The organism is Gammaproteobacteria bacterium, from assembly GCA_011375345.1.
Taxonomy (GTDB): domain Bacteria; phylum Pseudomonadota; class Gammaproteobacteria; order DRLM01; family DRLM01; genus DRLM01.
In genome coordinates, this window is the sequence record DRLM01000143.1 from 1 (window position 1) to 19006 (window position 19006).

At 62.4% G+C, this 19006-nt stretch carries 13 protein-coding genes, 6 tRNA genes and 1 other RNA gene; 16 read left to right on the top strand and 4 right to left on the bottom strand.

All coding sequences use genetic code 11. The features are described 5' to 3' along the window. Positions 1-186: 186 nt before the first annotated feature. On the top strand, positions 187-1008 hold the full coding sequence (locus tag ENJ19_10820; GenBank protein ID HHM06218.1) for a cadmium carbonic anhydrase: 822 nt from the start codon (positions 187-189) through the stop codon (positions 1006-1008). Positions 1009-1119: 111 nt separating this feature from the next. On the opposite strand, the gene ENJ19_10825 is transcribed toward ENJ19_10820, so the two are convergent. Together ENJ19_10825 and ENJ19_10830 are read right to left on the bottom strand one after the other, a co-directional pair. Beyond that, positions 1120-4587, bottom strand: a complete 3468-nt coding sequence (locus tag ENJ19_10825) for a transcription-repair coupling factor (protein ID HHM06219.1) — start codon at positions 4585-4587, stop codon at positions 1120-1122. Between the two features lie 244 nt (positions 4588-4831). After that, positions 4832-5359, bottom strand: coding sequence for a DNA mismatch repair protein MutS (locus tag ENJ19_10830; GenBank protein ID HHM06220.1), 528 nt, complete (start codon positions 5357-5359; stop codon positions 4832-4834). Between the two features lie 146 nt (positions 5360-5505). On the opposite strand from ENJ19_10830, the gene ENJ19_10835 reads away from it, so the two are divergent. Beyond that, positions 5506-5581, top strand: a tRNA-Asn gene (locus ENJ19_10835). A 49-nt stretch (positions 5582-5630) separates the two neighbouring features. Here the strand turns inward: ENJ19_10835 and ENJ19_10840 are convergent. Then, entirely contained in the window at positions 5631-6170 is a 540-nt protein-coding gene (locus ENJ19_10840; GenBank protein HHM06221.1) for a hypothetical protein, read from the bottom strand. A gap of 33 nt (positions 6171-6203) precedes the next feature. After that, entirely contained in the window at positions 6204-7385 is a 1182-nt protein-coding gene (locus ENJ19_10845; protein HHM06222.1) for a pyridoxal phosphate-dependent aminotransferase, read from the bottom strand. A gap of 69 nt (positions 7386-7454) precedes the next feature. On the opposite strand from ENJ19_10845, the gene uvrB reads away from it, so the two are divergent. From uvrB to ENJ19_10915, 14 genes are all read left to right on the top strand, one after another. After that, positions 7455-9488, top strand: a complete 2034-nt coding sequence (uvrB, locus tag ENJ19_10850) for an excinuclease ABC subunit UvrB (protein HHM06223.1) — start codon at positions 7455-7457, stop codon at positions 9486-9488. A gap of 65 nt (positions 9489-9553) precedes the next feature. Further along, positions 9554-9630: transfer RNA gene (locus ENJ19_10855), tRNA-Val, on the top strand. Then, on the top strand, positions 9586-10191 hold the full coding sequence (locus ENJ19_10860) for a response regulator (protein HHM06224.1): 606 nt from the start codon (positions 9586-9588) through the stop codon (positions 10189-10191). The genes ENJ19_10855 and ENJ19_10860 overlap by 45 nt, the downstream gene beginning before the upstream one ends. Before the next feature lie 20 nt (positions 10192-10211). Continuing rightward, positions 10212-12905: a PAS domain S-box protein gene (locus ENJ19_10865; GenBank protein ID HHM06225.1), complete on the top strand. Its 2694-nt coding sequence runs from the start codon at positions 10212-10214 to the stop codon at positions 12903-12905. A 48-nt stretch (positions 12906-12953) separates the two neighbouring features. Continuing rightward, entirely contained in the window at positions 12954-13637 is a 684-nt protein-coding gene (locus ENJ19_10870) for a uracil-DNA glycosylase (GenBank protein ID HHM06226.1), read from the top strand. A 2-nt stretch (positions 13638-13639) separates the two neighbouring features. Next, on the top strand, positions 13640-15496 hold the full coding sequence (gene uvrC / locus ENJ19_10875; GenBank protein HHM06227.1) for an excinuclease ABC subunit UvrC: 1857 nt from the start codon (positions 13640-13642) through the stop codon (positions 15494-15496). Continuing rightward, positions 15489-16064, top strand: a complete 576-nt coding sequence (gene pgsA, locus ENJ19_10880; GenBank protein HHM06228.1) for a CDP-diacylglycerol--glycerol-3-phosphate 3-phosphatidyltransferase — start codon at positions 15489-15491, stop codon at positions 16062-16064. The genes uvrC and pgsA overlap by 8 nt, the downstream gene beginning before the upstream one ends. Positions 16065-16105: 41 nt before the next feature. Then, positions 16106-16181, top strand: a tRNA-Gly gene (locus tag ENJ19_10885). 87 nt (positions 16182-16268) lie between these two features. Further along, a tRNA-Cys gene (locus tag ENJ19_10890) sits at positions 16269-16342 on the top strand. Positions 16343-16396: 54 nt separating this feature from the next. Then, positions 16397-16482, top strand: a tRNA-Leu gene (locus tag ENJ19_10895). A 97-nt stretch (positions 16483-16579) separates the two neighbouring features. Further along, positions 16580-16927, top strand: coding sequence for a DNA-binding protein (locus ENJ19_10900; protein ID HHM06229.1), 348 nt, complete (start codon positions 16580-16582; stop codon positions 16925-16927). Positions 16928-17121: 194 nt separating this feature from the next. Next, positions 17122-17212 (top strand) — tRNA-Ser (locus tag ENJ19_10905). Between the two features lie 80 nt (positions 17213-17292). Continuing rightward, positions 17293-17389, top strand: an RNA gene (ffs, locus tag ENJ19_10910) — signal recognition particle sRNA small type. A gap of 62 nt (positions 17390-17451) precedes the next feature. Next, positions 17452-19002 carry a DNA polymerase III subunit gamma/tau gene (locus tag ENJ19_10915; GenBank protein ID HHM06230.1) on the top strand — a complete coding sequence of 517 codons (1551 nt, stop codon included), beginning with the start codon at positions 17452-17454 and terminating at the stop codon, positions 19000-19002. Positions 19003-19006 lie beyond the last annotated feature (4 nt).

Here is a 19006-nt window from a genome sequence, read left to right on the forward strand (position 1 = left end):
CACCTGACTGCCACGTTTAATGAATGCTAGGTAAATCTTCCTATCTGAGATAGTATATAGGCGCTTTACACCATGCAGAATGTCAATGAATTCATTAACATACTGTTTTTTCTGGAAAATGAGGGAGTGAGGGAAAAGATGAAAGTCAAGGTGAAAAGTCAGTTTGTGGTTGCGGTGGCATTGGGGATGCTGTCTGCAGGCGCGTTTGCCGGGGGCGACAAGAGCACCTTGGGCTTGGCGGGAGCCAAGCATCATGGTCATGGCGATGGTGAGGCTTGCGTGGGTTTTGGTCCGCAAACGCCTCGCGATATTGACAGCAAGGCGGGTGCCAACAAGCGTATTTTTGGCATGGCGCCGCCGGCCAGCCAGATGAATCTATGCAATATCCATTTTCATAAAAATGCCGAGCACAAAGCGACGGCCTTTGCCATTTATGCCGGTGACGGTGATGGTCACGGTTATGACAGCGGTTATAAATGTGGCATCAGCGAATCGTTGAGCGAAGCCGAGCTGGCGCCAACCAAGGAAGCAATTTGCAAAAGCGAACACGGTGAGTTGAAGCCGGGTGACACCATTGAGGTACATTGGGTGCATACCTCTTGTGACGTGGCGCCGGGTGCGGGTCTGGGCTCCTGCCTGTCGGATTCCTGCGCCAATCCCTCCCTGCGGGTGGAAACCCAGGTGTTCACTTTGGTCAATGACCCCAATGCGATTGATTTCAATGATCTGGATTACGATGGCAATATCGTCAACGGTTACCACCAGCCCAAGGCCCTGCCTACCAACACGGGCAAACCGGTGGAGTTTTTGGGTTCCACCACCGGGCCCAAGTACTCTGAGCACAAGTGCTCGCCGATGCAGGTCACCTGGAGCGTGCGCCCGCAGTGCGCCAAAGTGGACATCAACAGCGTGGGTGAGTGGTGCAAAGACAATGCCTTTGACGAAGACCATGCGCACGGCGTGCGCAAACTGGTCGTGAATCCGGATCTGCTGTCGACTATCGAGTAACAGCGCAGACCCGTTTGGCGTTTCCCTGGGCCGGCTTGGGTTTATGCCAAGCCGGCTTTTTTGCGTCTATTTTTAACGCCTGATGCCAGCCAGGCGCAGCGGATCATGACACTATGCCGCTGCTTTCACCGACAAGGCGTCCAGCAGGTTTTCCAGTGTTGCAAAGCGTTTCTCCCGGTCGCTCAAGTCCAACTGAAAGCGCAGTTTCTCCTGTCCGTCCAGTTTGAATGTCCGGGCCTGGGTTTGGATGAGTTTGATGATGGCAGTGGGATTGATGTTGGGCTCGGCGTTGAAGATCAGCCGTCCGCCTTTGGGGCCTGCCTCGATTTTGCGGATGCCGAGGTGTTGGGCTTTGATTTTGAGCGCGGTCACCCGGAACAGGTTTTTCGCTGCATCGGGCAACAAGCCAAAGCGGTCGATCATTTCCACTTGCAATTCCTTTAATGCGTCCAGGTTTTCGGCATTGGCAATGCGTTTGTACATGACCAGGCGGCAGTGCACGTCAGGCAGGTAGTCTTCGGGCAACAGGGCGGGCAGGTTCAGGTCCACCTCGGCGCCATGGTGCAGGCTTGTGTCCAGACCCGGTTGGCGGCCCGCTTTCAAATCGGCGACAGCACGCTCCAACAGTTGGTTGTAGAGGGTAAAACCGATTTCCTGCATCTGGCCGCTTTGGTCTTCGCCGAGCAGTTCTCCCGCACCGCGGATTTCCAAATCGTGTGTGGCCAGAGTGAATCCGGCACCTAAATCTTCCAGCGACTCGATGGCTTCCAGCCGTTTGATGGCGTCCGCCGTCATGAGGCTGCGGGAAGGCACCACCAGGTAGGCGTAGGCCTGGTGAAAGGAGCGTCCCACCCGGCCGCGCAGTTGGTGCAACTGGGCCAGGCCGAATTTGTCCGCGCGGTTGATGATGATGGTGTTGGCGTTGGGAATGTCAATGCCGGTTTCGATGATGGTGGTGCACACCAGAATGTTGTGACGCTGGTGGTAGAAGTCCGACATCACCTGTTCCAGCTCCCGCTCCCGCATCTGACCGTGAGCGATGGCGATGTGCGCTTCGGGCACCAGCTCCGCCAGTTCCCGCGCTTTTTTGTCGATGGTCTTGACGTCGTTGTACAGGAAATATACCTGTCCGCCGCGCTTGAGTTCCCGCCAGCAGGCCTCGCGGATCAGATCCGCGTTCCATTCCCGCACGAAGGTTTTGATGGCCAGGCGGCGCGAGGGGGGCGTGGCGATGATGGACAAATCGCGCATGCCGGCCATGGACATGTTCAGTGTGCGCGGAATGGGGGTGGCGGTGAGGGTGAGGATGTCCACTTCGGTGCGCAGGCTTTTGAGTCTTTCTTTTTGCCGCACGCCAAAGCGGTGTTCTTCGTCAATGACCACCAGTCCCAGGCGCTTGAACCGCACGCTGTCTTGCAGCAGTTTGTGGGTGCCGATGATGATGTCCACCTTGCCGTCCGCCAGGCCTTTGATCACGTTCGTTTGTTCTTTGCCCGAGCGGAAGCGGGACAGGGATTCGATCTGCACCGGCCAGTCGGCAAAGCGGTCGCGGAAATTCTGATAGTGCTGCTGCGCCAGCAGGGTGGTGGGGACCAGCACGGCCACCTGCCTGCCGCTTAGCACCGCCAGGGCGGCGGCGCGCATGGCCACTTCGGTTTTGCCGAAGCCCACGTCGCCGCAGACCAGCCGGTCCATGGGCTGGGGTTTGCGCATGTCGTTGATGACGGCGTCGATGGCATCCATCTGATCCGGGGTTTCCTCGAAGGGGAAGGTGGCGGCGAAGGCGCGGTATTGGGCGTCGGGTTCGGGGAAGGCGTGGCCCTGGCGGGCGGCGCGGCGGGCGTAAATGTCCAGCAGTTCGGCGGCCACGTCACGGACTTTCTCCGCCGCTTTGCGTTTGGCCTTGGCCCATTGCTCGCCGCCCAGTTTGTGCAGCGGGGCCTGGTCGGGGGCGGCACCGCTGTAGCGGCTGATCAAATTCAGCGAGGAGACGGGCACGTACAGCTTGTCACCGCCGGCGTATTCAATGGTGAGAAATTCCGTCTCGATGCCGCCCACGGTAAGGGTCTGCATGCCCAGGTAACGACCCACGCCGTGGTCTTCGTGCACCACCGGTGCGCCCTCGGCCAGTTCGGTGAGATCGCGCACCACGGCATCGGAATCGCGGCCGCGTTTTTGCCGGCGGCGGCGTTGTACCACTTGTTCGCCGAAGAGCTGGGTTTCACTGATGACGGCAAGGGGCGGATCCTCTAGTAACATGCCTTGTTCCAGCGGCGCGACGGCAATGCCCAGCCTGGCGTCCCCGGCCATGAAGTCACCCCAGCGCTCGAATTGCCGGGGGCGCAGCTTGTGGGCGTGCAGGAGGTCCAGCAGGGTCTCGCGCCGCCCCGGGGTTTCCGCCGCAAACAGTACCCGGCCGGGGAAATCGTCCAGGAACCTGAGCAGGGTTTCAGCGGGGCGCCCGGCGCGGGCGTTGATGACGAGCGGTGGCGGCGGCCGGGTCGGGTAGACGCTGTTGTTTTCGTTGTCGGCGAAGGATTCCACCTGTATTTGCGGGAAGGCCGCACTGGCGGTGGCTATGGCGCTGTCGTCGAGAAATAGTTCAGCCGGTGGGAGAATGGGGCGTTCGATGCTGTGACGCAGTGATTCATAACGCAGGCTGACGTCCCTCCAAAAGCGCTTTGCGGCCGTCGCCACGCCCGCCGTGTTGAGCACCAGGGTGCGCGGGGGCAGATAGTCGAACAGGGTTTCCGTCTGCTCGAAAAACAGGGGCAGATAGTATTCGATGCCCGCGGGCGCCAGGCCGTCACTCACATCGCGGTACAGGGGGTTGTTGTGGGCATTGCCTTCGAAACGCGTGCGGAAGGCCTGGCGGAAGCGGCTGATGGCTGCCTCGTCCAATGGAAATTCCCGGGCGGGCAGCAAACGGATGTGCGCCACACTGTCTTGCGAGCGCTGGGTCTCCGGGTCGAAGGTGCGCAGGCTGTCGATTTGTTCATCGAACAACTCAATGCGGTAGGGCGCTTTGGCGCCCATGGGGTAGAGATCCAGCAGGCCGCCGCGGACGGCGAACTCGCCGTGTTCCTGCACCTGCGACACGCAGCGGTATCCGCTGGCGTTCAGACGGTGGCGCATGCCTTCCAGGGACAAATTCTGGCCCACATCCAGCACCAGGCTGTGTTGCTGCAAAAAGCTCCGCGGTGCCACCCGCTGCATCAAGGTGCTGACCGGCAGCACCAGTATGCCGCGCTTTAACTCCGGCAGGTGGTAGAGGGCCTCCAGGCGCTGCGAAATGATGTCCTGGTGGGGTGAGAAAATGTCGTAGGGCAGGGTTTCCCAGTCGGGAAAGCCCAGCACCGGGCAGTGTTCCGGGTCGGCGATAAAGAAGTTCAGTTCCGTCAGCAGGCGGGCGGCTTCCTGCATGTCCGCCGTGACCACGGCGATGGGTGCATGGTGCAGGCGGGCGGCGTGGCTTACCGCAAAACTGAAGGCGGCGGCATACAGGCCGGACCAGCGTTCAGGCCGGCAGGTTTTTGGCAGCGTGGGGTGAAACGGGGTGGGGCGCTGTGGGCTCGTCATGACTACTGGGTATGGCCAAAAGATTCGTAATGCGCGTAAGTTACGGTTCGGTTTGACTATTAATTGCCGGGTTGACAACAGGATGTTGAAAAACGGAGCTTTTCAACAAGCTGCCAGACGCCGCCTGTTGCAAAAGGGGGAGCGGGCAAGCGGAACCGTCACGAACGCAAAAGCACGCCGTCCAGCGCACCTGGGGCGGATATTTTCGCACATGGAGCCGGTCAGGCCCAGCGCCGGTCCGCTCCTAGCGGCGTTCCAACAAGGCATACAAGGCGCCGGCGCCGCCGTCCACCGGCCGGGCTGAGCAATAGGCCAGCACCTCACGGCGCTGGCGCAGCCAATGTTGCAGCTTGAGCTTGATAACGGGTACGCCGTCGGGGGAGTTCAAACCCTTGCCGTGCACGATCCGCACGCAACGGATGCCGCGGACCCGGCAGGTGCGGAGAAAATCGCCCAGTGCCTGCTGCGCCCTGGGTAGCGTGAAGCCGTGCAAATCCAGCTCGGCACCAACGCTGTATTGCCCGCGGCGCAAACGCCGCATCACCAGGCGCGGGATGCCGGGCCGGAGGTAGTTCAGTTCTTCCCCGGTCTCCAGATCCGCAGGATCCAGCTTGCCGTGCAGCATTTCCTCCCGCAGGCGGCCTTGGTCCAGCAGCTTTTGCCTGGGGGTAGGGGAGGGCATGGGCCGGGCGATGGCCGTCCGCTCTCGTTTCAGGGGTTTGGCATCGCTCACCGCGGCGCGGAACAGCGCGCGCTCTTCCTCGCTGAGCATGGGCTTTCGGGATTTGAAACGGGACTTCACGCCGGATGCACCTCAGGGCCGTCTGGTGCCAGCCACGCTCAGCGGTGGCGGCCAACAAATATATTGACCCAAACAGGGCAGCTCAGTAACATATGCCGCCTGCCGAATCTGGCCATTCCCCAGTAGCTCAGTTGGTAGAGCAGGTGACTGTTAATCACCGGGTCCGTGGTTCGAGTCCGCGCTGGGGAGCCAAACTCGCTGACATTGAAACAAACCGCCTGAGGGCGGTTTTTTTGTGGGTTCAGCTGCATCCGGCAGTGCCGGTCTTGTCGATGCGCAGTCGGCCTTCGTTGCTCAGCGTCAAGGTGCGGGTTTCAACGACGGCGTTCTTGTCGCACACCGTGATGGTGAGGTTGGTGCCGGCGGTCTGACCGTCGGCAAAATATTCGATGGGCTGCGATGAACTGCCATTGGCCTCGAAACGGCTGTTAAAACCCAGGCTTTTGCGGAACACCTTGTCACCGGTGCTGAGGGCATTGTCACCGTCTTTTTCGGCAAGCAGAATCCAGCCCTGGTGCCACTGCGCGGTGCCGGCGCAGCTGCTGCCGTCGGCGCTGGGGCAGACGTAGACCTGGGCACGGTTGTTGACGGCATGGGCCCGGGCGAAGTAGAGATCGGCGGCCAGCTCATTGACGTGGGCGCTCATTCTGTTGCTGGCGATGAAATCCTGCATGTTCGGGACCGCGACGGTAAGCAAAATGGCGGCGATGGTAACGGTGCTCAGGGCTTCCAGCAGGGTGAGCCCCTGCTGGTGGGTGAGGGGGGGGGATGTTCTTTTCATTGGCGGTTCTCCCGATTGCGCCTGCGGCGGCCATCAAAGGGTGTTCTGCAACCGGGTCATGGCATCGTGCAGCGTGGCCATGTCGGCGGCGAATGACAAGCGCATATAGCCCGGCGCGCCAAAGGCCGAACCGGGCACCAGGGCGACGCCGGCGTCCCCGAGCAGCCGTTCGCACAGCTCCACATCGGAACCGACGCCGGCCAGGCGGTCGATAACGGCCTGCACCCGTGGAAAGGCATAAAATGTGCCTTGTCCCGCGGCGCATTCCACCCCGTCGATGGCGTTGAGTCCGGCCACCACGAAGTCGTGCCGTTCTTTGAAGGCGGCGCGGGTGGTCTGGATGAAGCTCTGGTCTCCTTCCAGCGCGGCGCGGGCCGCGGCCTGGGAGATGGAGCAGGGGTTGGAGGTGCTCTGGGACTGGATGTTTTTCATCGCTTCGATGAGCTGGGCCGGACCGGCGGCGTAGCCGATACGCCAGCCGGTCATGGCGTAGGCTTTGGAGACGCCGTTGAGGACGATGCAGCGCTCGTAAAGGTCGGGGCAGGCGTTGACGATGTTGACGAAAGGTTCGTCGCCCCAGCGGATGTGTTCGTACATGTCGTCGCTGGCGATCAGCACCTGGGGATGGCGCCGCAGCACTTCCCCCAGGGCGAGCAGTTCCGCCCGGCTGTAGGCCGCGCCGGTGGGGTTGGACGGGCTGTTGAGCACCAGCAGGCGGGTCAGCGGGGTGATGGCTTCCTCCAACTGCGCAGGGGTGATTTTGAAGCCCTGCCCGAGGCCGGCGAACACCACCACTGGAATGCCGTCGGCCAGCATCACCATGTCCGGGTAGGAGACCCAGTAGGGCGCCGGTATGATCACTTCATCGCCGGGGTTGAGCAGGGCCTGGGCGAGGTTGAAAAAGCTCTGCTTGCCGCCCACGGAGACCAGGATTTGGTTCAGCCCGTAATCCAGACCGTTTTCCCGCTTGAACTTGGCCGCCACCGCCTGTTTGAGTTCACTGGTGCCGTCTACGGCGGTGTATTTGGTGGCGCCGTTGCGAATGGCGGCGATGGCGGCGGCTTTGATATGGTCCGGGGTGTCGAAGTCCGGCTCGCCGGCGCCCAGGCCGATGATATCCTGGCCCGCCGCGCGCAATTCTGCCGCGCGGGTGGTGACGGCCAGGGTGGGGGAGGGCTTGATGCGCTGAACTCGGGTGGAAAGCTGTACGTCCAAGGGGCGGTCCTGTAAGTTTTGGTCATGCCCGGTAACTATACTGCAATGCCGCCCGTGCCATAAATCCCCATGAGTGATTCCATCAGACCTTTTGCCATTGCTACCGGTTTCGCCCCCGCGGGTGACCAGCCCGCTGCCATTGCCCAATTGGTGGACGGGCTGGATGCGGGCCTGGCGGGTCAGACCCTGTTGGGGGTGACCGGCTCGGGCAAAACCTTCACCATTGCCAATGTGATTGCGGCCGTGCAACGCCCGGCCCTGATCCTGGCTCCCAACAAAACCCTGGCGGCCCAGCTCTACGGGGAAATGAAAAGCTTCTTTCCCCGCAATGCGGTGGAATATTTCGTCTCGTACTACGACTACTACCAACCCGAGGCCTACGTGCCGGCCTCCGACACCTACATCGAAAAAGACGCCTCCATCAACGACCACATTGAGCAGATGCGCCTGTCCGCCACCAAGGCCATGATGGAACGGCGCGACGCCATCATCGTGGCCTCGGTGTCCTGCATTTACGGCCTGGGCGATCCCGACGCCTATATGAGCATGCTGTTGCATCTGTCCCGTGGTGAGCGGGTGGACCAGCGCGCCATCCTGCGGCGCCTGGCGGAGCTGCAATACACCCGCAACGACATGGAGCTGCGCCGCGGCACTTACCGGGTGCGGGGTGAGGTGGTGGATATCTATCCGGCGGAGTCGGAACTGGAGGCCATCCGGGTGGAGCTGTTTGACGACGAGGTGGAGAGCCTGGCCGCCTTCGACCCGCTCACCGGTGCCGTCACCCGCAAGCTGCCGCGCATCACCATTTATCCCAAAAGCCACTACGTCACCCCGCGGGACCGGGTTCTGGCGGCGGTGGAGCGCATTAAAGACGAGCTGCGCGAGCGGTTGGCGCAGCTCCGCGCGGCCAACAAACTGGTGGAGGCCCAACGGCTGGAGGAGCGCACCCGGCTGGATGTTGAAATGCTGCTTGAGCTGGGGCATTGCCCCGGAATTGAAAACTACTCCCGTCACCTGGCGGGCCGCGCAGCCGGGGAGCCGCCGGCGACCTTGCTGGATTATCTGCCCGGGGACGCGATCATGGTGATCGACGAAAGCCACGTCACCGTGCCCCAGGTGGGGGCCATGTACAAGGGCGACCGCTCGCGCAAAGAGAACTTGGTGGAGTACGGCTTTCGCCTGCCCTCGGCCCTGGACAACCGGCCGCTGCGCTTCGAGGAATTCGAGCGGCGCCGGCCGCAGGTGATTTACGTGTCTGCCACACCGGGCGACTACGAGCTGGCGCAGTCCGGGCAGGTGGTGGAGCAGGTGGTGCGGCCCACCGGCCTGGTGGACCCGCAAGTGGAAGTGCGCCCGGCTTTGACCCAGGTGGACGACCTGCTGTCGGAGGTCAAGGTCCGGGTGGACCGGCAGGAGCGGGTGCTGGTGACCACACTGACCAAACGCATGGCGGAGGATCTCACCGACTACCTGAACGAGCACGGGGTGCGGGTGCGCTATCTGCATTCGGATATCGATACCGTGGAGCGGGTGGAGATCATCCGCGATTTGCGCCTGGGGGCGTTCGATGTGCTGGTGGGCATCAATCTGCTGCGCGAGGGTCTGGATATTCCCGAAGTCTCCCTGGTGGCCATACTTGATGCCGACAAGGAGGGTTTTCTGCGCTCCGACCGCTCGCTGATCCAGACCATCGGCCGGGCTGCCCGCAACGTCAACGGCATGGCCATTTTGTACGCCGACACGGTGACCGGGTCCATGCAACGGGCGCTGGATGAAACCGGGCGCCGCCGCAACAAACAGCTGACCTTCAATGCCAGGCACGGCATCACGCCCCAGAGCATCCGCAAGCAGGTGGCCGATATCATGGAAGGCGCCTGTCCCGGTGCGTCCCCCACGCCGCAGCGGTATGCAAAGGTGGCCGGGGCCAGCCTGCCTTTTGCCCGCATGCCGCCGGAGAAACTGGCCAAAACCCTCAAGGCGCTGGAACAGAAAATGCTGGAGCACGCCCGCAATCTGGAGTTTGAGCAGGCCGCCGCGATTCGGGATCAATTGCGCCGGGCGCGGGAAAGCGGCTTCGGCCTTCCCGACATCGAAGAAGCATGAGGTGCTGATCAGATTCTGCTTGTTTCCGGCTCGGGCTTTATGCTAAGGTGCGGCCCTCTTTCGGGAGGCGCGTAGCTCAGCTGGTTAGAGCACCACCTTGACATGGTGGGGGTCGTTGGTTCGAGTCCAATCGCGCCTACCATTTCTTTGCCCCGCCGGGCTGTCCTGCTTCGATTCCTGCCTCTTCGAATCTTACAAAGCGTTTCTTCCTCCGGCAGCCGGTGTCCGCTGTCGTAAAGTTTTCCCCGTCTCAGTCGACATCGTCAAAAAATACATTTTTGCCCTGGATCGTCCAGCAGTTCCTTGTCGAGTGCGCACCGTGCCAGCTGTCCATCCCCACAATATTTTGGTCGTCGACGACGATGAGCAGTTTCGCCAGTTCCTGGTGGAGTTTCTGGAAGGCGAAGACTTTCGCGTTACCGCCGCCGCCGATGGTACCCAGGGGCTGGCGGCGTTTGACGAACAGCGTCCTGCGCTGCTTGTTTCCGATTTGGTCATGCCGGGCAAGGAAGGCATCGAGCTGATCATGGAGGTTCGCCGGCGTGACAAGGCCGTGCCCATCATTGCCATGTCCGGCGGCAATCGCGGCTTCGGTGACACCTACCTCAAAGCCGCGGAAAAACTGGGCGCCAACCTTACCCTGGAAAAACCCTTTTCCCCCGTTGTTCTGCTCGAGTCCATCGGGCGCCTGCTGTCGGGCTGAGGGGGTCGCGGCTGTGCCCCATGTCATTTGACACCGCTCCGCCATTGTTCCGGAAGGTGCTTGTTTGGGCACGCCGGCTCTGGCCCGAACGGTTTTATTTTCAGGTGCCGCTGTTCAGTGGGGCGCTCATTGCCGTCACGCTGATCGGCCACACCTGGTACGTGGCCCATACCCATGCCCGCCTCGCCGAGAGCAACTTGCTCAAGGAAGTGCAGATACTCGCTGTCAATATCGCGCGTGTAGCGAATCACTTCTCCAGTGGCGGCGAGCGCAAAGAAATTGAAAGACTTCTGGCCCATGTCGTTGATTTCCCCGGCTTGCTGGATGCACGCATCACCGATGCCGGCGGCCGCCTCCTGGCTTTCGCTGCCGCTGACACCCCCGGTGCGTTTCCGTCTTCCGACGCAGGGGCGCCACCTTCCGTGGCGCGGGGGGTGTTCGAGGACAAGGGGACGTACTGGGTGCGGTGGCAACCCATCGGGGATGAGCAGCTCCGGGGCTGGTTGCGGCTGCGCTACTGCAACGAACCCATAACGGCTCTGCAAGGGGAGATCGTCGCCAACAGCGCGCTGGAAGGCGTCCTGGCCACCGTGATCAGTATCGTCTTGTTGACGGCCTGGTTGCGTCGGCGCATGGCCTCCGTCAACGCCGCGGCCCGCTTCGCGGGGAATCTGGACCGTGCTGAGGGAGCACAAATTGAGCTGGATCGCGGGGCGATGGAGTTCGAGCAGCTCGGGCGCGCGCTGAACAAGGTGTCGCGTCGCTTGTTTGATACCCACAAAGCGCTGAGAGACCAGCAATTCGCGCTTGACCAACACGCTATTGTCTCCGTGGCCGATGTCACGGGGCGCATCACCTATGCCAACGACAAATTCTGCGAGATCAGCCAATACAGCCGCGAGGAGTTGCTGGGGCAGAACCATCGGATTGTCAAATCCAATGAACATTCACCGGCGTATTTCCGGGAGATGTGGCGCACCATCGCCCGGGGGCGCGTCTGGCAGGGCGAGTTCAAGAACCGCAAGAAAGACGGGTCTTTTTATTGGGTGACCACTACCATTGTCCCGTCCCTGGATGAGCGGGGCAAACCCAGTCATTACATATCGATCCGCACCGACGTCACCCGCAGCATCACCGTGGAAAAAGAACTCAGGCGGATCAAGCAGACGCTGGACCGCACCATGGACTGCGTGTTCATGTTCGATCCCGACAGCTTGTTGTTTTTCTATGTTAACCGCGGCGCGGTGGAGCAGGTGGGTTATTCCGCCGAGGAGCTGATGACCATGACGCCGCTGGATCTGAAGCCGGAGTACGACCGCGCCCGTTTCGATGCCTTGATTGCGCCTTTGAAAAGCGGGGCCAAAGAGGTGGCCAAACTGGAAACCGTGCACCGCCATCGTTCCGGGCGCCTGATTCCGGTCGAAATTCACCTGCAACTGGTGGCGCCGGCGGGGGACGCGCCGCGCTTCGTGGCGGTGGTGCGCGATATCAGCGAACGCAAAGCCGCCGAGCGTGAGCGCCAGCGTTTGCAGCGGCAACTGCAGCAGTCGCAAAAGCTGGAGGTGATCGGCCAGTTTACCGCCGGCATTGCGCACGACTTCAACAACATTCTGGCCAGCATTCTGGGCTATACAGAGCTGGCCCGCACCCGCTATGGCAGCGAGCTGGACAACAAGCTGCTCGGCTATTTGGATCAGGTGCACACCGCTGGCGAGCGGGCCCGGGACCTTATCGGCCAGCTGTTGTCGTTCAGCCGCGGCCGGGTGGGCGATGCGGCGGCTGTGGAACTGGGGCCCCGGGTGACGGAGGTTCTGTCCCTGCTGGATTCGGCGCTGCCGGCCACGGTCAGGGTGGAGGTGGAATGCAGCGAGGAGCTGCCGGCGGTCAATATTGATCCGGTGCAGTTTCAGCAACTGCTCACGAATCTCTGCATCAATGCCCGTGATGCCATGAAGGGAACAGGAACGCTGTATCTGGCCTTGTCCCGCCGCACGGTGGTACAGCGTTGTGAATGCGCATCCTGCCATGCCGATGCCAGAGGGGAATGGGTGGAGTTGCTGGTGCGGGATGAGGGTGAGGGCATGGACCCTCAGGTACTGGCCCGCGCCTTCGATCCGTTTTTTACCACCAAAGAGGTGGGCAAGGGCACGGGACTTGGCCTGTCCGTGGTGCACGGTATTGCGCACGATTACGGGGGGCACGTCCTGGTGGAATCAACATTGGGGCAGGGGACGGTATTCCGGGTTTTGTTTCCCGTCGGCGGTGATGTCCAGGCACAGCGCGCAGCGGAAACACCGCTGGTGCTGACGCGGGGAGGCGGGCAACACATCGTGGTGCTGGACGACGATGGCGCTGCCGGGGCGTGTCTGGGGGAAATGCTGGAGCTGCAGGGGTACCGGGTGACCGTCTGTACCACGGTGCGGGCGGCGCTGCGCTGGTTGAGTCTGCCCGAGCATCGGGTGGATGCTTTGATCACCGACCAGACCATGCCCAACATCACCGGTGTGGAAGTGGCGCGCAAAGCCTGGCGCCTGCGTCCCGCCCTGCCGGTGATTTTGTGCACCGGCTACGGTGACGGGACATTGGTTGAACTGGCCGAGCGTACCGGCATCGCCGCCTGTTTCACCAAGCCGGTGGATATGCCCGCCCTGCTGCGCCGCCTGGCGATCTTGCTGGAAAATCCCGGACCGGCCGGGCAGTGCGCCGCCCGCTGAGGGCGGGCACTCGCGTCCTTTTCCCCTCTGACGCTAAAATAACCCCCCATGAGTATTGCCCAGCCCCACCCGCGGCGGCGGCCCAATGGTTCCGGTCCGCCCCGCACCGCCTTCGACCCTGATTGCCGCCGTTGCCCCCGTCTGGCTGCTTTTCTGGACGGTGTGCGCCAGTCGCATCCCGCTTACCACGCCCGGCCGGTGGCGCCGGTGGGAGTGGCGCGGCCCCGTTTGCTGGTGGTGGGGCTGGCGCCGGGTTTTCACGGTGCCAATGCCACCGGGCGGCCGTTCACCGGCGACCATGCCGGTATCCTGCTGTACCAGACGCTGCATGAGTTCGGCTTCAGCAACCGGCCGGTGTCGGCACACCGGAACGACGGCCTGGTGCTGACACGTTGCCGCATCACCAATGCCGTGAAATGTGTTCCGCCGGGCAACAAACCCCTGGGTGAGGAAGTGCGCCAGTGCAGCACCTTTTTGCAACAGGAGCTGCGCGCCCTGCCCGCCGGCGCCGTGGTGCTGGCCCTGGGGGCCATCGCTCACGGCGCGGTGCTCGGTGCGCTTGGGTTGAAGAAATCGGCCCACCCCTTCGGCCACGGTGCCTGCTACAGCCTGCCGAAGGGGGGCCATCTGCTTGCGTCCTACCATTGCAGCCGCTACAACACCCAAACCGGCCGCCTCACGCCGGCCATGTTCCGGGCCGTGTTTCGCACCGTCGCGGAGCTGGCGCGCTGAGCATGTCCGGCCCCGGCAGGAATGATGCCAGCTTTGACGTGGCAGCGTATTTGCGGACCCTGCCCCGCCTGCCCGGCGTCTACCGTATGCTCAACGCCAAAGGGGAGGTCATTTATGTGGGCAAGGCACGCAGTCTGAAGAGCCGGGTAAGCAGCTATTTCCGGTCAACATCGGGCCAGTCCCGCAAAAACCGGCTGATGCTGCCCCACGTTCATGCCATCGAAGTGACCGTGACCCACACCGAGGCCGAAGCGCTGCTGTTGGAAAACACCCTGATCAAGGCGCACAAGCCGCGCTACAACATCTGCCTGCGAGACGACAAGAGCTATCCCTACATTTACCTGTCCGGTGACAGCGACTATCCCCGGCTCGGTTTCCACCGCGGCGCGAGGCGGGCGGCGGGGCGTTATTTCGGGCCTTACCCCAGCGCCGGGGCGGTGCGGCAAAGCCTGCAGCTCATGCAGAAGCTTTTCCCGGTGCGCCAGTGCGAAGACAGCTTTTTCCGCAACCGCTCGCGGCCCTGTCTACAATATCAAATCAAGCGTTGCACGGCGCCCTGTGTGGGCCTGGTGGGCAAAGCGCGTTACCAGGAAGACGTGCGCCTGGCCGTGATGTTTCTGGAAGGAAAAAGTGGCCGGCTGATCGACGAACTGGTCCTGCGTATGGAACAGGCGGCGGTCCGGCTGGAATACGAAGAGGCCGCGCGTATCCGCGATCAGATCGCCAGCCTGCGCCGGGTTCAGGAAAAACAATACGTCAGCGGCGATGGCGGCGATGTGGACGTGATCGCCGCGGTGGCGCGCAACGGTGCCAGCGTGGTGGAAGTGCTGTACATCCGCGGCGGGCGGGTGCTGGGCAACAAGACCTTCTACCCCCGTCACACCGGCGAGGCCGACAGCGCCGATGTGCTGGAAGCCTTCATTCCCCAATACTACGTCGGCCGTGATCTGCCGGGCGAAGTGTGGGTGAACCGCGCCTTGAACGACCGCGCTTTGCTGGAACAGGCTTTGAGCGTGCAAGCGGGGAGAAAGCTTGCTATCGGCAACCGGCCGCGCGGCGGGCGGATCCGGTGGCTGCAGATGGCCGAGACCAACGCCCGGCATGCCTTGGAACAACTGCTGGCAGGTCGCAGCAATATGCTGCAACGTTTCGAGGCCTTGCAAGATGCGCTGAAGCTGGACAGCAAACCGGAGCGTCTGGAATGTTTCGACATCAGCCACACCCTGGGTGAAGCGCCGGTGGCTTCCTGCGTGGTATTTGATCTGGACGGGCCGGTGAAAAATGACTACCGCCGTTTCAACGTGGACGATGTGACCCCCGGCGACGACTACGGGGCCATGCGGCAGGCTTTGTCGCGGCGCTACACCCGTTTGCAGCAGGGTGAGGGCCGCTTGCCGGATGTATTGTTGATCGACGGCGGCAAGGGCCAGGTCTCGCAGGCGCGGGCGGTGTTGGAGGAATTGCAGGTGGATGGTGTGCTGGTCGTGGGCGTGGCCAAGGGCACGGCGCGCAAGGCAGGGGCGGAGCGGCTGTTCTTGTCCACTGTTTCGCGCCCCACTATACTTCCGGCCGATTCCCCGGCGCTGCATTTGATCCAGCAGGTGCGCGACGAGGCCCATCGATTTGCCGTCAGCGGCCATCGTCGGCGGCGCGCCAGGGCGCGCAGCCGTTCGCCCCTGGAGGCAATTCCGGGTTTGGGGCCCAAACGCAGACGGGTATTATTGACCCAGTTCGGTGGCCTCCAGGGGGTTGCGCGCGCCGGGGTGGACGATTTGGCGGGTGTCCAGGGCATTAGCCGTACCTTGGCGCAGCGTATCTACGATGTGTTTCACGGTAGCGGCTCATCCCTTTATGAATAACAATATCCCCAATCTGCTCACTTTCCTGCGCATTATTCTCATCCCGGTCTTCGTTGTGGTGTTCTATCTTCCCGTGCCATGGTCCAATACCGTCTCCGCCTTGATTTTTGTCGCCGCCGCCGTGACCGACTGGTTCGACGGTTTTCTCGCCCGGCGCTGGAACCAGACCTCGCCCTTCGGCGCCTTCCTTGATCCGGTGGCGGACAAGCTCATGGTGGCGGTGACGCTGGTGTTGCTGGTGCAAAACGATCCCAGTGTTTGGCTGGCGATACCCGCCGCCATTATCATCGGCCGGGAAATCGTCGTGTCGGCCCTGCGCGAGTGGATGGCCGAAATCGGCGGGCGGGCCCATGTGGCCGTGAGCATGATTGGAAAATACAAAACCGCGGCGCAGATGGTATCGCTGGTGCTGTTGCTGTACGGAGAACCTGTTGCGGGCATGCCGACTGTCGATGTGGGTATGGTATTGCTCTATCTTGCGGTGACCCTCACCCTGTGGTCCATGGTGGCCTATCTGCGTGCGGCATGGCCCAGTTTGAGCGCGGACGAGAGCCGTAAATCTGCTTGACAGCGCACATTTCCCGAATACAATAGACGGCCATCGCGAATGCGGGAATAGCTCAGTTGGTAGAGCACAACCTTGCCAAGGTTGGGGTCGCGAGTTCGAGTCTCGTTTCCCGCTCCAGTTTTTTCTTCCTGTTTGCCGGTTTGTGCTCAGGCGCTTCTTCCAGGGTGACCCAGAAGCCGCCCCAGCCGATAGCCGCCTGAACAAGGCTGGGTGGCAGAGTGGTTATGCAGCGGCCTGCAAAGCCGTGGACCTCGGTTCGATTCCGGGCCCAGCCTCCATCTCACATTGATCATGTCAAGCATGCTTGGTGCGCGCGGGAACGCACCGCTATGGCCCGGGTGGCGGAATAGGTAGACGCAGCGGACTTAAAATCCGCTGGCTTTTGGCCGTGCCGGTTCGAGTCCGGCCTCGGGCACCAATCGCAGGTTATTGGTTCAAAACGCCGTTTCAAGCTGGAAACGGCGGTTTTTTTTTACTAAGTTAAACACGGCTATTCACACTAAAGGGAAGACCTTATGGCGAATACAGCAAGCTCTGCTGGAAGAAAAGTGACGGCGGTGCGGGAAGCGTTCACCAAAACCGAGTTGCTGGCGACCATTGCCGAAAATACCGGCCTGACCAAGAAAGACGTGGCCAAGGTGTTGGATGAGTTGGCGGTAGTGATCGAGCGCCACATCAAGCCCCGGTCAGTGGGTGAGTTTAAATTGCCCGGCCTGTTCAAAATCAAAACGGTGCGCAAAAAAGCGACCAAAGCGCGCAAAGGCATCAATCCCTTTACCGGGGAGGAGACCATGTTTCAGGCTAAACCCGCCCGTACCGTGGTCAAGCTGACACCGTTGAAAAAGCTCAAGGATATGGTTTAGCGACAGGGTTTGACAGGCCGGCTTCAGAGCTGCCGTCTCGATACACCGCGGCCTGCGCCTGGTTTTCCAAGCGCGGGCCGTTTTGTCTCCCCCGGACTTGTGTTGCATGCGAATTCAGCATCCGATCCGGCATTGCGCCGGCGCCCGAACTGGTTTAATCTTCCACGCCTTTGCACCGTGGTGCGGTGCAACCCGGAGAGGTGTCCGAGTGGTTGAAGGAGCACGCCTGGAAAGTGTGTATACGGTAACCCCGTATCGAGGGTTCGAATCCCTCCCTCTCCGCCACATGCGCCGCTGACGGCAGTGTGAGCAGCCGGCTCACTTTCCCTCACGATGGCGTCAACGGTCCCGTTTATGGTGGCCCGGGCCGGTCTTCCCGCAACGATACGCTGTGAACCCCGCCAGGCCCGGAAGGGAGCAACGGTAGCAGCGGACTCGTGTGCCGGGCGCGGGCGGGTCCGGGCTGCCACCCGTTTTTCCCTGGATCCAAGTAAAATAGCCGTTCTTTTCCGCGGCACAGCATCATGAGCTATCAGGTCTTGGCGAGAAAATGGCGCCCCCGCCGTTTCGAGGACATGGCGGGGCAGGGCCATGTGCTGCGCGCCCTGGTCAATGCCCTGGACCACCAGCGCCTGCATCACGCCTATTTGTTCACCGGCACCCGCGGGGTGGGCAAGACCACCGTGGCCCGCATCTTCGCCAAAGCCCTCAACTGCGAGACCGGCATTTCCTCCCGTCCCTGCGGCCAGTGTCAGGCCTGCCGGGAGATCGATGCCGGCCGCTTCGTGGATCTCATCGAAGTGGACGCTGCCTCCCGCACCAAGGTGGAAGACACCCGCGAGCTGCTGGAAAACGTGCAATACGCCCCCGGCTACGGCCGCTTCAAGGTGTATCTCATTGACGAGGTGCACATGCTCTCCGGCCACAGCTTCAATGCTCTTTTGAAAACCCTGGAAGAGCCGCCGCCCCACGTTAAATTCCTGCTGGCCACCACCGACCCCCAGCGGCTGCCGGTGACGGTTTTGTCGCGCTGTCTGCAATTCAATCTCAAGCGCCTGCCGGCAGCGGAGATCGAGGCCTATCTGGCCATGGTGACGAAGGCGGAGAAGGTGGCGGCGGAGCCGGCCGCCCTGCGCCAGTTGGCCGCCGCCGCCGACGGCAGCATGCGCGATGGCCTCAGCCTGTTGGATCAGGCCATTGCTTTCGGCGGGGGCGCGGTGAAAGCGGTGGAAGTGGGCGCCATGCTGGGCACCCTGGACCGGGCCCACGTGCTGGGCCTGCTGGGGGCTCTGGCGGCGGGGGAGGGCGCCGCCTTGCTGGACCGGGTCGCGGAGATGGCGGAACTGGCGGCGGATTTCGAACAGGTTCTGGCCGATATGCTGAGTCTGCTGCAACGCATCGCCGTCGTGCAGGTGGTGCCCGCCGCGGCGACCGATGACGACGCCCCCTTGCGCGAGCTGGCCCGGCTCATGGCGCCCGAAGAGGTGCAGCTTTACTACCAGATCGCCTTGCTGGGCCGGCGGGATCTGGGTCTGGCGCCCGAGCCCCGCAGCGCCTTTGAAATGATTCTCCTGCGCATGCTGGCCTTTCGCCCTGAAACGCTGCCTGCAGAAGGGGGCGAGGCGGGCCCTGCGCCACCACCGGTGGCCACCGCCCCGGCTCCGCCCCGGCGCCCGGCTGCCACCGAAGCGGGGGAGTGGCCCGCCTTGCTGGCGGCCCTGCGCGTGCAGGGGGTGCCCCGCCAACTGGCGGGAAATTGTGTCCTGAGCCGGCGCGAGGGTGACAGTTTTCATTTGACCCTGGCCCCGGCCCATGCCTCCCTGCGCAGCCAAAAGGCCGAGGAGCGGCTGCAACAGGCCCTCGCGGAGCACTTGGGCCGGCCGGTAAAGTTGAGTATCGTGGTAGGAGAGGCGGCGGCGGAGACCCCGGCGGCCCGGGAGCAGCGCCAGGCGCGGCAGCGCCAGGCCGAGGCGGTGGCCGCCATCGAGCAGGATGAGCACGTCAAAGCTTTCCAGGAGCGGTTCGGTGCCCGCGTGGTGCCGGACTCCATCAAACCCATAGAGCCAAACCCGTAACAAG

Coding starts and splice junctions, on each gene's coding strand:
- ENJ19_10820 (HHM06218.1), top strand. CDS start 187: ATGCTGTCTGCAGGCGCGTTTGCCGGGGGCGACAAGAGCACCTTGGGC.
- ENJ19_10825 (HHM06219.1), bottom strand. CDS start 4,587: ATGACGAGCCCACAGCGCCCCACCCCGTTTCACCCCACGCTGCCAAAA.
- ENJ19_10830 (HHM06220.1), bottom strand. CDS start 5,359: ATGCTCAGCGAGGAAGAGCGCGCGCTGTTCCGCGCCGCGGTGAGCGAT.
- ENJ19_10840 (HHM06221.1), bottom strand. CDS start 6,170: ATGAAAAGAACATCCCCCCCCCTCACCCACCAGCAGGGGCTCACCCTG.
- uvrB (HHM06223.1), top strand. CDS start 7,455: ATGAGTGATTCCATCAGACCTTTTGCCATTGCTACCGGTTTCGCCCCC.
- ENJ19_10865 (HHM06225.1), top strand. CDS start 10,212: ATGTCATTTGACACCGCTCCGCCATTGTTCCGGAAGGTGCTTGTTTGG.
- ENJ19_10870 (HHM06226.1), top strand. CDS start 12,954: ATGAGTATTGCCCAGCCCCACCCGCGGCGGCGGCCCAATGGTTCCGGT.
- uvrC (HHM06227.1), top strand. CDS start 13,640: ATGTCCGGCCCCGGCAGGAATGATGCCAGCTTTGACGTGGCAGCGTAT.
- pgsA (HHM06228.1), top strand. CDS start 15,489: ATGAATAACAATATCCCCAATCTGCTCACTTTCCTGCGCATTATTCTC.
- ENJ19_10900 (HHM06229.1), top strand. CDS start 16,580: ATGGCGAATACAGCAAGCTCTGCTGGAAGAAAAGTGACGGCGGTGCGG.
- ENJ19_10915 (HHM06230.1), top strand. CDS start 17,452: ATGAGCTATCAGGTCTTGGCGAGAAAATGGCGCCCCCGCCGTTTCGAG.